This is a genomic window from Kitasatospora sp. NPDC051853 (genome assembly GCF_044452665.1).
In the GTDB taxonomy this organism is placed as follows: Bacteria; Actinomycetota; Actinomycetes; order Streptomycetales; family Streptomycetaceae; genus Kitasatospora.
The window spans coordinates 1-13,771 of sequence record NZ_JBITBY010000007.1; the positions used below are offsets into that span (position 1 = coordinate 1).

9 protein-coding genes and 1 pseudogene are annotated in these 13,771 nt (G+C 74.9%); 7 read left to right on the plus strand and 3 right to left on the minus strand.

Annotated features, from left to right (window positions below):
* Nucleotides 1-156: 156 nt before the first annotated feature.
* Nucleotides 157-1,944 (minus strand): annotated as a pseudogene (locus tag ACIA8O_RS20490) (glycoside hydrolase family 15 protein); the annotation flags it as partial.
* Between the two features lie 127 nt (nucleotides 1,945-2,071).
* Here ACIA8O_RS20490 and ACIA8O_RS20495 point away from each other — a divergent pair.
* From ACIA8O_RS20495 to ACIA8O_RS20525, 7 genes are all read left to right on the plus strand, one after another.
* A complete protein-coding gene (locus ACIA8O_RS20495; protein ID WP_396295347.1) occupies nucleotides 2,072-2,878 on the plus strand; it encodes an SAM-dependent methyltransferase in 807 nt (268 codons plus the stop codon).
* The gene (locus ACIA8O_RS20500) at nucleotides 2,875-5,019 is read left to right on the plus strand and encodes a putative bifunctional diguanylate cyclase/phosphodiesterase (RefSeq protein WP_396295348.1); all 2,145 of its coding nucleotides are present in this window, start codon (nucleotides 2,875-2,877) and stop codon (nucleotides 5,017-5,019) included. The genes ACIA8O_RS20495 and ACIA8O_RS20500 overlap by 4 nt, the downstream gene beginning before the upstream one ends.
* A 302-nt stretch (nucleotides 5,020-5,321) precedes the next feature.
* The gene (locus ACIA8O_RS20505) at nucleotides 5,322-6,152 is read left to right on the plus strand and encodes a glycosyltransferase family 2 protein (protein WP_396295349.1); all 831 of its coding nucleotides are present in this window, start codon (nucleotides 5,322-5,324) and stop codon (nucleotides 6,150-6,152) included.
* Nucleotides 6,152-7,549: a glycosyltransferase family 2 protein gene (locus ACIA8O_RS20510; RefSeq protein WP_396295350.1), complete on the plus strand. Its 1,398-nt coding sequence runs from the start codon at nucleotides 6,152-6,154 to the stop codon at nucleotides 7,547-7,549. The genes ACIA8O_RS20505 and ACIA8O_RS20510 overlap by 1 nt, the downstream gene beginning before the upstream one ends.
* Nucleotides 7,550-7,554: 5 nt before the next feature.
* A complete protein-coding gene (locus ACIA8O_RS20515; protein WP_396295351.1) occupies nucleotides 7,555-8,919 on the plus strand; it encodes a lipopolysaccharide biosynthesis protein in 1,365 nt (454 codons plus the stop codon).
* A 5-nt stretch (nucleotides 8,920-8,924) separates the two neighbouring features.
* A complete protein-coding gene (locus tag ACIA8O_RS20520) occupies nucleotides 8,925-9,944 on the plus strand; it encodes a glycosyltransferase family 2 protein (protein ID WP_396295352.1) in 1,020 nt (339 codons plus the stop codon).
* Nucleotides 9,941-10,753, plus strand: coding sequence for a polysaccharide deacetylase family protein (locus tag ACIA8O_RS20525; RefSeq protein WP_396295353.1), 813 nt, complete (start codon nucleotides 9,941-9,943; stop codon nucleotides 10,751-10,753). The genes ACIA8O_RS20520 and ACIA8O_RS20525 overlap by 4 nt, the downstream gene beginning before the upstream one ends.
* A gap of 55 nt (nucleotides 10,754-10,808) precedes the next feature.
* On the opposite strand, the gene ACIA8O_RS20530 is transcribed toward ACIA8O_RS20525, so the two are convergent.
* Nucleotides 10,809-11,993, minus strand: coding sequence for a family 16 glycosylhydrolase (locus ACIA8O_RS20530; protein WP_396295354.1), 1,185 nt, complete (start codon nucleotides 11,991-11,993; stop codon nucleotides 10,809-10,811).
* A gap of 22 nt (nucleotides 11,994-12,015) precedes the next feature.
* On the minus strand, nucleotides 12,016-13,731 hold the full coding sequence (locus ACIA8O_RS20535) for a glycosyltransferase (protein ID WP_396295355.1): 1,716 nt from the start codon (nucleotides 13,729-13,731) through the stop codon (nucleotides 12,016-12,018).
* Between the last annotated feature and the right edge of the window lie 40 nt (nucleotides 13,732-13,771).

Sequence of the window (13,771 nt, forward strand, 5' to 3'; positions counted from 1 at the left end):
GGGGGGGGGGGGGGGGGGGGGGGGGGGGGGGGGGGGGGCGGGGGGGGGGGGGGGGCGGGGGGGGGGGGGCCCCGGCCGCCCGCCCCGCCGGCCGCCCCCCCCCCCCCCCCCGCCCCCCCCCCCCCCCCCCCCCCCCCCCCCCCGGCGGGGGGCGCCCCCCCCCGCCTCGTCCCCGTCCAACGCGAAGGCCGTGTTGACCAGCCCGATGTGGGTGAACGCCTGCGGGGCGTTGCCGAGTTGGTGCCCCGTCCCGGGGTCGTACTCCTCGGCCAGCAGGCCCAGGTCGTTGGTCAGCGCCAGCACCCGCTCGAACAGCTCGCGGGCCTGCTCCCGGCGCCCGGTGGCGGTCAGCGCGTCGGCCAGCCAGAACGAGCAGGCCAGGAAGGCGCCCTCCGGCCCGGCCAGCCCGTCGGAGCCGGGCACGCCGTCAGGGAGGGTGTGGTAGCGGCGGACGAAGCCACCGTGGTCCAGCTCGCTGCGCACCGCGTCCACCGTCCGGACCACCCGCGGGTCCCCGGGCGGCAGGAAGCCGGACTTGGCGACGAACAGCGTGGCGGCGTCCAACTCCTGTTCCCCGTAAGCCTGGACGAAGACCCCGCGGCGGTGGTCGTAGCCGTACTCGCAGACCTCGGCGTGCACCGCGTCGCGCAGCGCCCGCCAGCGTTCCAGCGGGGCCGGCAGGCCGGTGGCCTCGGCCAGCCGGACGGCGCGGTCGGCGGCCACCCAGACCATCACCTTGGAGTGGACGAACTGCCGCTTGCCGCCCCGGACCTCCCACAGCCCCTCGTCCGGCTCGCGCCAGTGCAGCTCCAGGAAGGCCATCAGCGAGCGGAGCAGCCCCCAGACCTGGCGCTCCATCGGCACGCCCGCCTGCCAGGACAGCTCCAGGGTGTCCAACACCTCGCCGTAGACGTCGAGTTGGAGCTGGTGCACGGCCGCGTTGCCGAACCGCACCGGGGTCGATCCCTGGTACCCGGGCAGCCAGTCGGCCAGCGTCTCCGGCAGGGTCCGCTCGCCGGCCACCCCGTACACCGCCTGGAGGTCGCCCGGATCGCCCGCGATGGCCCGCAGCAGCCACTTGCGCCAGGCCGCCGCCTCCTCCCGGAAGCCGCCGCGCAGCAGCGCCGCCAGGGTCAGGCTGGAGTCGCGCAGCCAGCAGAACCGGTAGTCCCAGTTCCGCTCCCCGCCCGGGTGCTCCGGCAGCGAGGCGGTCGGCGCGGCCACGATGCCGCCGGTCGGATCGTAGGTGAGCGCCTTGAGGGTGATCAGCGAGCGCAGCACCTGATCCCGGTACGGCCCCTGGTAGCGGCAGCCCGCCGCCCAGTCCTGCCAGCGCCGCACGGTGGAGGCGAGCAGCCCGGCCGGGTCGGCGCGGGGCGTGCTGGTGTGGTGGGAGGGCTGCCAGGTGAGCACGAACGGCACCCGCTCGCCGGCCCGCACGGTGAACTCGGAGACGGTGGCGCCGTCCTCGCCCCAGGTGTGCACCCCCGGCGGCACCCGCAGCCAGGCCGCGTCCGGGCCCGCCACCGCGATCCGGTGGTGGTCGGTGCGGCGCACCCAGGGCTCGATCCGCCCGTGGTTGAACCGCAGCCGTAGAGCCCCGCGCATCCGCACGGCGCCGCTCAGCCCCTCCACCAGCCGCACCAGCCGCGGCAGCCGGTCGCGCTGGGGCATGAAGTCGGTGATCCGCACCGCCCCGGCGGGGGTCCGCCAGACCGACTCCAGCACCAGGGTCTCCGGCAGGTACCGCCGCTCCGTGCACGGCCCGCCGCCCTCGGGCGCCAGCCGCCAGGCCCCGTGCCGGTCGTTGCCGAGCAGGCCGGCGAAGCAGCTGGGGGAGTCGAACCGCGGCAGGCAGAGCCAGTCGACCGAACCGTCCCGGCCCACCAGGGCGGCGGTTTGGAGATCTCCGAGGAGCGCGTAGTCCTCGATCCGTCCGGCCATGAGGCTTCCATTCTGCGCCTCAGTATTCACTTCCGTCTCTGCTGCTTCGCTGGTTGCAGGTGGTGGGGCGATGATAGGAAGATCCTCGTGTTGTCCCGTCAGATTCAGAACCGGTAGGGGTGCGGTCATGCAGCAAGCCAACTGGGTGCCCGCCGGAACGGACCTCGACAAGCCGAACGCGGCCCGGATGTACGACTACTACCTGGGTGGTTCGCACAACTTCGAGGTCGACCGGATGATGGCCCGCAAGGCGATGGAGCTCTGGCCGGAGCTGCCGGAGATCATGCGCGCCAACCGCGCCTTCCTGCGCCGCGCCGTCCAGTTCCTCGCCGAGAGCGGTGTCACCCGCTTCCTGGACATCGGCTCCGGCATCCCGACCTTCGGTGCCGTGCACGAGGTGGCCCAGGCGATCCGCCCCGACAGCCGGGTGGTCTACGTGGACCACGACCCGATCGCCGTCGCGCACAGCCGCCTGCTGCTCAAGGAGGACCCGCAGAGCCTGGTGGTCGAGGCCGACCTGCGCGACCCGGCGGGCATCCTGGCCCGGCCCGAGGTCGAGGCGCTGCTGGCGGACGGCGAGCCGGTGGCCCTGCTGCTGGTCTCGGTGCTGCACTTCATCACCGACGAGGACGACCCGTACAAGCTGCTGCGGCAGCTGCGGGACGCGCTGCCCTCCGGTAGCGCCCTGGTCATGTGCCACGCCTCCCTGGAGGGCCGCCCGGACCAGGCCGAGGCCCACCAGGACCTGTACAAGCGCACCCCGACCCCGATCACGATGCGCAACTTCGCGGCGGTGGAGAAGTTCTTCGAGGGCTTCGAGCTGCTGGAGCCGGGCCTGGTCTACATGCCGCAGTGGCGGCCGGAGGACCCGGAGTCGGTCGGCCCGAACCCGGAGCGGATGACCGGTCTGGTGGGCGTCGGGCTGAAGCCGTGACCGCAGGCCCGGGCGAGACCGAGGAGCTGGCGCAGGCCGAGCGGGCGGTCCGTTTCCACGGCGAGTGGGAGCGGCTGCTCTCCAGCGGCCACGGCGCCGCCGTGCACCCGGGCATCCTGCGCAGGCTGGTCTCCCGGACGGCCGCGCTGCTGCACCGCGCGCAGACCGAGGAGCCGTTCCGGCCGGAGCTGGCCGCCCAGGCCGGGGCCCAGCTGGTGGACGCGCACTTCACCGACCCGGTGGTGCTCGCCCGGGCGGTGGAGCTGCTCCAGCGCACGCCCGACCCGGACGGCCGCGGCCCAGAGCTGTGCGGCTCCTTCGCGGCCGGCTGGGCGCGCGCCCTGCGCGAGCGGACCCTGCGCGAGCAGGAGGCGATCCGGCTGGCGGCGGACACCGCCAAGCTGGAGGTGGAGAAGGCGCTGCGGGAGTCGGAGAACAAGTTCCGCGCGCTCTTCGAGTCGGCCGCGATCGGCATCGGCATCGGCGACACCGACGGCAACATCATCTCGGTGAACAAGGCGCTCGGGGAGATCTTCGGCACCGGCCCGATCGACATGACGGGCCGTCGGGTGGACGAGCTGGTGCACCCCGAGGACACCCCCGGCGTCTGGGAGGCGTACGAGGACCTGATCTCCGGGCGCACCGAGTACTTCCAGTTCGACAAGCCCTACTACCGGCAGGACGGCGAGGTGGTCTGGACCCACCTGACCGTCTCGCTGATCCGGGACGACGAGGGCAGACCGCTCTACCAGGTGGCGATGCTGGAGGACATCACCGACCGCTACCGCCTCCAGGAGCGGCTGCGCCACCAGGCGACCCACGACCCGCTGACCGGACTGCCCAACCGGGTGGCCTTCTTCGAGCGGCTGGAGAAGCTCTTCGAGGAGCCGGAGCCGGGCGCCCGCTTCGGGCTCTGCTACGTGGACCTGGACGGCTTCAAGGTGGTCAACGACAGCCTGGGCCACGACACCGGCGACCAGCTGCTGGCCGCCGTGGCCCAGCGGCTGGAGACCGCGCTGACCCCGCTCGGCCACCTGGTGGCCCGGCTCGGCGGCGACGAGTTCGTGGTGCTGCTGGAGAACTGCCGGGGCGAGCAGGAGGCGGTGGCCGCCGCCAAGACGGTGCTGGCCGCGCTGGCGAGACCGGTGCAGGTGGGCGACCACTCGCTGGCGGTCGGCGCCAGCGTCGGCGTGCTGGAGCGCCGGGTGGCCACCACCACCCCGGGGGCGGCGGTGCGCGCGGCGGACCTGACGCTCTACCGCGCCAAGGAGGCCGGGCGCGGGCGCTGGACCCTCTTCGACCCCAAGGAGAACGCCCGGGCGGTCAGCCGCTACGCGGTCTCGGTCCGGATGCCGGCCGCGCTCGACCGCGGCGAGTTCTACATCGACTACCAGCCGCTCTGCTCGCTGGCCGACGGCCGGCTGGTCGCGGTCGAGGCGCTGGTGCGCTGGCGCCACCCGCAGCTCGGGGTGCTCGGCCCGGACGAGTTCATCGGGGTGGCCGAGGAGACCGGCCTGATCATGCCGCTCGGCCGCTGGGTGCTGGAGCAGGCGTGCCGTCAGGCCACCGACTGGGTACGGGAGTTCGGCGAGGCGGCCCCGCAGCTCAACGTCAATCTGGCGGTCCGTCAGGCCCGCAGCGCCGGGCTGGTCACCGACGTGGACCGGATCCTGCGCAAGACCGGGCTGCCGGCCGGCAAGCTCCAGCTGGAGATCACCGAGTCCACCGTGGTCGGCCCGGAGGACGAGACCCTGAAGGCCCTGCACGGGGTGCGGGACCTGGGCGTCTCGCTGGCGGTGGACGACTTCGGCACCGGCTGGTCGAACCTCGCCTACCTGCGGGACCTGCCGGTCTCCTGCCTGAAGATCGCCGGCTCCTTCGTCGGCGACATGCACGACCCGGCCAAGGACACCCACACCGGCTGGCGGATCGTCAGCGGCCTGGTCTCGCTGGCCCACACCCTGGGCCTGACCGTCACCGCGGAGGGCGTGGAGACCGACAAGGACGCCCAGCGGCTGCGCGAGATGGGCTGCGACTGGGCCCAGGGCTGGTTCTTCGGCCGCCCGGCCCGCCCGGAGGACATCGCCCGGCGGCTGGCCGAGCAGACGGCGGCCCGGCGGGAGCAGCTCGAACTCCCTTAGGTCAAATCGGACATAAGGGTTGACATCGCTCGCCGGACGGGCGGACGATGAGGCCCTGGCACCAGTTCATTCGCCAGTTGCCCGACCCAGGCGGCTCCAGCCGCCGGAGACCGGTCGGCGCGTATCCCCGAAGGGTTCTCGGGGCAGTCCCACCGAATCCCACGCGCCGTTCCCGACCGCTCTCCCCCTTCCAACCGGGGCACACCCCGCGCCCGAGGCGCGGCCGGCACCGCCCCGTCGACAGAGGGCCACGCCCGTGGGAGTACCGGCGTGCCCGCTGCCTCCCGAGAGGCTGTCCAACGATGAGCACCACGCTGCCTCCGAACGTCCTCCCGTACCCGGACCGCCAGGCCCGGCCGCTGCGCCGCACCACCGACCGGCCGCCGGCCGACCGGCCCCGGCGCCGGGTGGACGACGGAACACGGACCCGACACTCCGTCAGCCTGGTCATCCCCGCGCAGAACGAGGCCCGCAACATCCCCTGGGTGTTCGAGCAGATCCCGTGCTGCGTCGACGAGGTGATCCTGGTCGACGGCTCCTCCGACGACGCCACCCTGGCCGTCGCCGAACACGCACTGCCCACCGTCCGCCCCCTCCAGCAGAGCGCCCCCGGCAAGGGGAACGCGCTGCGCACCGGATTCGCCGCCGCCACCGGCGAGTACGTGGTGATGATGGACGCGGACGGGTCCATGTGGCCCGGCGAGATCCCGCACTACCTGCACTTCCTGGACCACGGCTACGACTTCGTGAAGGGCTCGCGCTGCATCGGCGGCGGCGGCTCCCTCGACCTGACCCGGATCCGCACGCTCGGCAACCTCGCGCTGCTGGCCGTGGTGAACCGGCTCTACGGGGCCAGGCTGACCGACCTCTGCTACGGCTTCTGCGCCTTCCGCCGCAGCTTCCTGGACCAACTCGACCTGCGCTCGGCCGGTTTCGAGATCGAGGCGGAGATGGTCGCGCACGCGCTCCGCTCCGGCCTGCGGATCGCCGAGGTACCGAGCCTGGAACTCCCCCGACGCAGCGGCCGCTCGCACCTGCACGCCGTCTCCGACGGCCGCCGGGTGCTGCGCACCCTGATCGCCGAACGACCTGGCAGCCGGGGTGCGGCCGCACCCGTATCGAGGGAGCGATGATGAACGGCAACGACCAGCGGACCGCAGCGGCCTGCCCCTGCCCCGCCGCCCGTGACACGCTCGACACCCCCGTCCACGTGGTCGAACTGGACCTGGCCGAACCCGGTGAGCTGCGCTCGCCCGGCGGCACCGGGCCGGCCGCTCCCGACGGCCGCGTGCTGGCGTTGGTGCGGCTGCACGGACACCCGCTCGGCCTGGTCGAGGCCACCGGTGCCGACCCCGCCGACCCCGGCGGAACGTACCGGACGCTGGTCGCTGCCGCTCACCGCGAACTCGGCCCCACCCCCGCCCGCCCTCGAACCGTCCCATCCCAGTTGACCTCCGCGACGTCCGGCGGGCCCTCAAGTCGGGTCGGCGGCCCCCGGACGCCCGCGGGCCCTCCGCCGCGCGTCAGCGTCGTGATCGCCACCCATGACCGGCCGGAGCCGCTCCGCCAGTGCCTGGACTCCCTGCTGCGGATCGACAGCCCGCAGTACGAGGTGCTGGTGGTCGACAACGCTCCGGCCGGGGACGACGCCCACGCGCTGATCCGCGAGCGGTACGCCGGCCGGGTCCGCTACCTGCGAGAGCCGGTGGCGGGCCTGGCCCGGGCGCACAACCTCGGACTGGCCGCCGCCAGGGGCGAGTTGATCGCCTTCACCGACGACGACACCCTGGTGGACCGGTACTGGCTGGCCGCCCTGACGGACGCCTTCGACCGCGACTCCAGGACCGGCTGCGTCACCGGCCTGATCCTGCCCGCCGAACTGGCCACCCCGGCCCAGGCCGCCCTGCACCGCCAGGGCGGCTACGACAAGGGCTTCAGCGAGCGCCGGCACGCCATCGACCTGCCGAGCGCCGACCCGCTCTTCCCGTTCACCGCGGGGCGGTTCGGCTCCGGGGCCAACATGGCCTTCCGGACCGGGCTGCTCCGCGCCCTCGGCGGCTTCGACCCCGCCACCGGCGCCGGCACCCCCGCCCACGGCGGCGACGACCTGCTGGCCTTCTTCCGGATCGTCAACTCCGGTCTGGTGCTGGACTACCGGCCCGACGCCATCATCTGGCACCGCCACCGCCGGGCCGACGAGGCCCTGCCCGCCCAGCTCTACGGCTACGGCGCCGGCCTCGGCGCCTACCTGGCCGCCGCCGTCACCGCCGACCCCCGGCTGCTGCCCGCCCTGCTGCGCCGCCTGCCCGGCGGCCTGCGCCAGGCCCTCGGCCAGGCCAGGCACCGCACCACCGTCGCGGGGGAGCACTCCACCCGCCTCACCCTGCTGGAGCTCTCCGGCATGCTGTACGGCCCGCTCGGCTACCTGCGCGCCCAGCACCAGGCCGAGCGGCGCCGGATCGCCGACGAGCGGATCGCCCGCGACCCGGTGCCGGCCGGCGCCCGGCGCCCCGGCCCGCGGACGGGGTGAGCACGATGGCCGCCGCCACCGCCACCACCCGGGGCACCGCGGTGGGGTGCGGCTGCCCGCTCCCGCTGCCCTGCCAGTGCTCCTACCCGGCCCTGCTCCGGGCCCGGCTGCGGGCCGCCCTCGCCACCGAGCCGCTGCTGCGCAACGGCCATGTCCTGACCGCGAGTTCACTGCTCACCGCCGGGCTCGGCGGCCTGTTCTGGCTGCTCGCCAGCGCCTGGTACGGCCCGGCGGCGGTCGGCCGCGGGTACGCCGCGCTGGCTGCCGCCGCCCTGCTCTCCGGCATCGGCCAGTTCAACCTGGGCGACGTGCTGATGCGCTTCGTCCCCACCGCCGGCCGGCACACCCGCCGCCTGCTGCTGCGCTGCTACGCCGTCAGTTCGGCGGCCACCGTGCTCGCGGCCGGCGCCTTCCTGCTGCTCGTCCCGGTGCTCGCCCCCGAGCTGGACTTCCTGCGCACCCCCGTGGTCGCGGTGGCCTTCGTCGCCGCGGCCGCCGGGTACACCCTCTTCGTGCTCCAGGACGGCGCGCTCACCGGGCTGCGCCGACCCGGCTGGGTGCTCGGCGAGAACGCGCTGTTCGCCGTCGCCAAGGCCGCGCTGCTCGGCCTCTGCGTCCTGCTGCCCGTCTCCGGAGTCCTGCCCGGCTCCGGGATCCTGCTCGCCTGGAGCGCGGCCCTGCTGCTCTCCCTGCTGGTCACCAACGCCTACCTGTTCGGCCGCGCCGTCCCGGCCCACGCCCGGGCGGGGAGGGACGCGGCCCGGCCCGCCGGACTGGTCCGCTACGCGGCCGCCGACTACCTCGGCGCCCTGCTGCGCACCGCCTCGTTCAGCGTGCTGCCGCTGCTGGTGCTCGGCCGGCTCGGGGCCGAGCAGAGCGCCTACTTCTCGCTGGCCTGGGTGATCGCCTACACCCTCCAGCTGGTCGCGCTCAACATGGGCAGTTCGCTGATCGTCGAGGCCGCGCACGCCCCGGAGCGGCTGGCCGCCCAGGCCCGCCGGGTGCTGCGGCACTCCGCCCCGCTGATCGGCGCGGGCGCGGCGCTGCTGGTGGTCACCGCCCCCTGGCTGCTCTCGCTCTTCGGCCCCGGCTACGCCGAGCACGGCACCACCGCGCTGCGGCTGCTGGCCCTGTCCGCCCTGCCCAACCTGGTGCTCGGCCTGGCCGTGGACGTCTGCCGGGCCCGCCGGGCGATGCGCCGGGTGGTCGCCCTCCAGGCCGCCCTGCTCGGGCTGGTGCTGCTGCTCACCCTCCTGTTGATCCCCCCGCTCGGCATCACCGGCGTCGCCCTGGCCTGGCTGATCGCCGAGAGCACCCTCGCACTCGCCCTGCTGGCCACCACGGGCCGCTGGCTCCCGAAGGGACGGTGACGGCAATGACCGCCAACCCGCTCACCGAACCGGTCCTGGCGGGCCGTCCGCCCACCCTCACCGTGGTCATCTGCTCCTACACCATGGCCCGCTGGCCCGAGCTGGTCTCCGCCGTCCGCTCGGTGCAGCGCCAGCAGCGCCCCGCCGAGGAGCTGCTGCTGGTGGTCGACCACTGCCCCGAGCTGGCCGTGCGGGCCGCCGGGGTGCTGGCCGGCGTCCGGGTGGTGCCCAACCACGAGAGCCCCGGCCTGTCCGGCGCGCGCAACACCGGCACCGCGCTCGCCCACGGCGACGTGGTCGCCTTCCTGGACGACGACGCCACCGCCGACCCGGACTGGACCGAGCGGCTGCTGGCCGGCTACCGGGACGAGCGGGTGCTCGGCGTCGGAGGCCTGGTCCGCCCGCACTGGGAGAGCGGGCGCCCCGCCTGGTTCCCGCCCGAGTTCGACTGGGTGGTCGGCTGCTCCTACCTCGGCATGCCCGAACAGGACGGCTGCGTACGGAACTTCATCGGCGCCAACATGTCCTTCCGGCGGGCCGAGCTGCTCGCCGCCGGCGGCTTCCGCCCCGACCTCGGCCGGGTCGGCAGCCGCCCGCTGGGCTGCGAGGAGACCGAGCTCTGCATCCGGCTGACCGCCCGTCACCCCGGTGCCATGCTGCGCTACGAGCCCACCGCCGGAGTCAGCCACCGGGTGCCCGAGGGCCGCACCAACTGGAGCTACTTCCGGGCCCGTTGCTACGCCGAGGGCCTCTCCAAGGCCGCCGTCACCCGGCACGCGGGCCGCCGCCCGGCGCTGGCCAGCGAGCGCCGCTACCTCTACTCGGTGGTGCCGCGCGGGATGGCCCGGGCGATGCGCCGGGGCGGCGGCGGCCCGCGCGAACTGGCCGCGCTGGCCCTCGGGGTGGCCGTCACGGTGACCGGCTACACCACCGGACGGCTGCGCCGGGCGCTGCCCTCGGCGGTGCCCCCGCTGCCCGCGGTCCCGGCCGGGGGCGGGCCGGGCGGGCCGGGAGGTGCGCCATGACCGTCGTACCGGTGTACCTGTGGCACTCGGTCTCCGAGGACCCGCCGTCCTGGATCGCCCCGTGGACCGTCACCCCGCGCGTCTTCGCCGAGCAGCTGGACCGGATCGCCGACAGCGGACGCACCGTCATCCCGCTGCACCGGCTGGTCTCCGCGCTGCGCGGCGGCCCGGCCCTGCCGGAGAACTGCGCGGTGCTCACCTTCGACGACGGCTTCGCCGACTTCTACTGGACGGTGGTCCAGCAGCTCACCGACCGCGGCCTGCCCGCCACCCTGTTCGTCACCACCGGCGCCGTGCACCCGCCCGGCGGGCCGGCCACCGGCAGCCTGCTGCCGCCGGCCCGGATGCTGAGCTGGCGTCAGGTGGTCACCCTGGACGCCTGCGGGGTGGAGATCGGCGCGCACACCCGCACCCACCCGCAGCTCGACACCCTGCCCGGCCGCTGGCTGCCGGGTGAGATCGTCGGCTGCCGCCGGGAGCTGGAGGACGTGCTCGGCCACCAGGTGCTCTCCTTCGCCCACCCGCACGGGTACTCCAGCGCGGCGGTGCGGCGCCAGGTGAGCCTGGCCGGGTTCACCTCCGCCTGCGCGGTGGGCAACGCCTTCAGCTCCGGCAACGACGACCCGCTGCGGATCTCCCGGCTGATGGTGCGGGCCGACACCACGGCCGAGCACTTCCGCCGCTGGTCGGACGGCGAGGGCGCCCCGGTCGCGCCCTACCCCGAGCGCCTGCGGACCAAGGGCTGGCGGTACTACCGGCGGATGCGGGCCGCCGTCCGCCGCCCGGTCGGCGGGCCGCCCGACCTGTGAGACGTGGGACCGGACGGGTGGCGGCCGGTCGGTGCCGGCGGCGTCCGACGGCCGGTCAGTGCTGCCAGACCCGCACCCAGTCCACCTGCATCCGGGCGGTGTCCACACCGTCCGGCGGAGCCGCGGGGTAGCCGACCGCCAGGTTGAGCAGCAGCTCCATCGGCTGGTCCGGGATCCGCTCCGGCCGGGTCTCCCGGTGCCGGGCCACCCCGTCCACGTACCAGGTGAGCGCGTCCCGCTCCCAGGCCAGTGCGAAGACGTGGTAGCCGGCCGGGAAGTCGGCCGGGCCGAAGAAGGCCGCGTCGTGCAGGTCCTGGCCGTTCGGGCCGGCCCAGTGCACGGTGAACTGGGCCTTGTCGGTGGAGCCGATGAACTCCACCACGTCCAGCTCGGGCGGGGTGGTCCGGGTGGCGGCCGGCATCAGCCAGAAGGCGGGGAACATGCCGCCCTCCGGCGGGATCCGCACCGCCGCCGCGAAGTAGCCCCGGGTGAAGACCTGCCGGGGCTGGGCGTCCCAGGAGTCCCGGCCGGTGGTGACCATGCCGGAGGTCCAGGGGTAGACCTGCCCGTCGGCGCCGGTGGTCGGGCGGCGCTGCGCGGTCAGGGTCAGCGCGCCGCCGCCGACGGTGGCCTGGGAGGGCAGGTACCACTCCAGCTCGTGGTTGGCCTTGTTGGTGCAGCCGTCGTCGTTCCAGTCGTAACAGGTGGCCCAGCGCCGGGTGTTGAGCACGGTGCCGTCGAACTCGTCCTGGAGGACCAGCCGCCAGTCGCCGGCCGGGGCCGGGGCGGCGGCGGAGGAGGCCCCGGCGGTGGTCTCGGTGATCCGGGCGCCCGGGGTGTTCCACACCTCGCCGGTGCCCCCGCCGCCGCAGGCGCTGACCAGCAGGAGCAGCCCGGCCAGCCCCACTCGCCCGAACGGGGGACGGGCCAGCACCGCCAGGGTGGTCAGCAGGGCCAGCACCAGCACCGCCCGGGCGGGGGTGAACCAGCCGCCCAGGTAGAGCGCCACCGCCACCAGGGTCTCCACCGCCAGGCCGAGCGCCCCGGCCAGCACCACCGACCGGGTGCGCCCGGACGGGCCGGGGACGAGACGGGCCAGCGCGGTGCCGGGACCGGTCAGCAGGAACAGCAGGGTGACGGGCAGCCGGACGGCCTCCGGCAGGGCCAGGGCGGCGAGCGCGGCCCAGCCCGCCACGGCGGGCAGCAGCGGAACGGCGAAGCGGCGGAACACCTCTGACACCTCCTCGGACGGCCCGCCCCGGTCAGCCCGGATCGGGGACGTAGCGGTAGACCGCGGCGTCGTCGTCGCGGTGGACCACGGTGAAGCGGGGTGCCGCGTCCACCGCGGCGCCCAGCCGGGCCACCGTGTCGGCCGGCAGCACGCCGGTCAGGTAGCACTCGGCGGCCTGGCCCCGGTTGAGCACCAGGTAGAACGGCGTGCCCGGCGGGGCGAAGGCGGTGGCCCGGGCCAGCGCGGCCAGCGGGTCGGTGGCCAGCTGGCGGCGGACGTCCTCGCTCTCCTGGTTCAGCTGGACCCGGGGGTGGACGTCGTAGCGGGCCGCCACTCCGGGCACGTTCCCGGTGACCGAGACGATCACCGCGCCGGGCGGGGCCACCTCGATCATCCGGGCCACCGCGGAGACCTCGCCGGGGGTGAAGTAGTTCATGTTCTCCTTGCTGTAGTAGCCGAAGAACAGGCCGCCGAGCAGCGCCAGCACCACCGCCACGGCCGCCGTCGCCCGGGCCCCGGAGCGGGCCGCCGGGCGGAGCAGGGCGGTGATCAGGAAGGCACAGGCGGGCAGCGCGAAGAGGTAGACCCGGAAGATCATCTCGCCGCCGTAGCTGTTCGCCAGCAGCAGCGGCAGCGGGGCCGCCGCCATCAGCGGCAGGGGGGTGCGCCGCACCCAGGGTCGGCGCCAGACGGCCAGCACGGCCAGCAGGATCACGGTGGCCGAGAGCCCCCGGTCCACCCAGGCCACCACCACCTGCCCCGGCGCGGCGGCGCCCAGCCCGGCCAGGCCGGAGACCACGTTGGCGTCCGGCGCGGTCAGCCCGGCCAGGAACTCCGGCAGGTTCCGGGACAGGAACGGCCGGGCGGCCGTGGTGTCCCAGAGCACCGTGAGCACCACCGCCCCGGCCAGTGCGGGCAGCACCGCCCGCCGGTTGCGGCGGGGCAGCGCGAGGGCGGCCAGCACGCAGATCAGCATCAGCGGGGTGAGCTGGTGCGAGACCACCACGGCCGCCTCCAGCAGCAGCACCGGCAGCAGCAGGAGCGGCCGGGGCGGGCCGGCCCGCTCGGGCGAGCCGGAGGCGTGCGCCCCTCCTCCCGGGGCGGCGCCCGGGAGCTGACGGGCCACCAGGGCCAGCACCGTGACGAAGAGCAGGAAGGCGAAGGCCTGCGGGGCGAAGTAGTCCTGGCCGACCCAGGCGCAGCAGTAGTAGACCCAGAGCCCGCCCCAGACCAGCCCCCGGTCGGTGGAGAAGGAGCGGTAGAGCAGCAGCAGTGGGCCGAGCAGCAGCGCGTTCACCACCGGCGGGGCCCAGGCCGCGTAGCCGAGCGCCGACTCCAGGCCGGTGACCCGCAGGTAGAGCGCGTTCAGCAGGAAGAAGCCGGGCCACTGGTTGTAGATGTCGAAGCCCCCGGCGTGCGGCACCTGGCCGCCGCTGCGCAGCATCGCGTCCAGCACGTCGACGTGCTTCCAGGCCCAGGCGTAGCGCAGGGTCGGGTAGAGCAGCGTCGGGGTCGCGTGGATCACCGCGATCAGCCCGAGCAGGTACCCCGTCAACCACCGGACGCGGACGGCGCGGTCACGCACCGCCAGCCAGAAGCCGGCCGTCAGCAGCACCACCGCCACCCAGTACCCGGCGGGCAGCACCTGGAGCAGCCCCAGGTCGTCCATCCCGGACAGGTCCACGGCGCGCAGCGAGAGCGCCCAGACCAGCAGCGCCAGCGGCAGCAGCAGGTGGGCCGGACGCACCCGCCGGGGGAGAGGTACCCGCCGGGGGAGACGCACCCGC

Coding starts and splice junctions, on each gene's coding strand:
- ACIA8O_RS20520 (WP_396295352.1), top strand. CDS start 8,925: ATGACCGCCAACCCGCTCACCGAACCGGTCCTGGCGGGCCGTCCGCCC.
- ACIA8O_RS20515 (WP_396295351.1), top strand. CDS start 7,555: ATGGCCGCCGCCACCGCCACCACCCGGGGCACCGCGGTGGGGTGCGGC.
- ACIA8O_RS20525 (WP_396295353.1), top strand. CDS start 9,941: ATGACCGTCGTACCGGTGTACCTGTGGCACTCGGTCTCCGAGGACCCG.
- ACIA8O_RS20510 (WP_396295350.1), top strand. CDS start 6,152: ATGAACGGCAACGACCAGCGGACCGCAGCGGCCTGCCCCTGCCCCGCC.
- ACIA8O_RS20505 (WP_396295349.1), top strand. CDS start 5,322: ATGAGCACCACGCTGCCTCCGAACGTCCTCCCGTACCCGGACCGCCAG.
- ACIA8O_RS20495 (WP_396295347.1), top strand. CDS start 2,072: ATGCAGCAAGCCAACTGGGTGCCCGCCGGAACGGACCTCGACAAGCCG.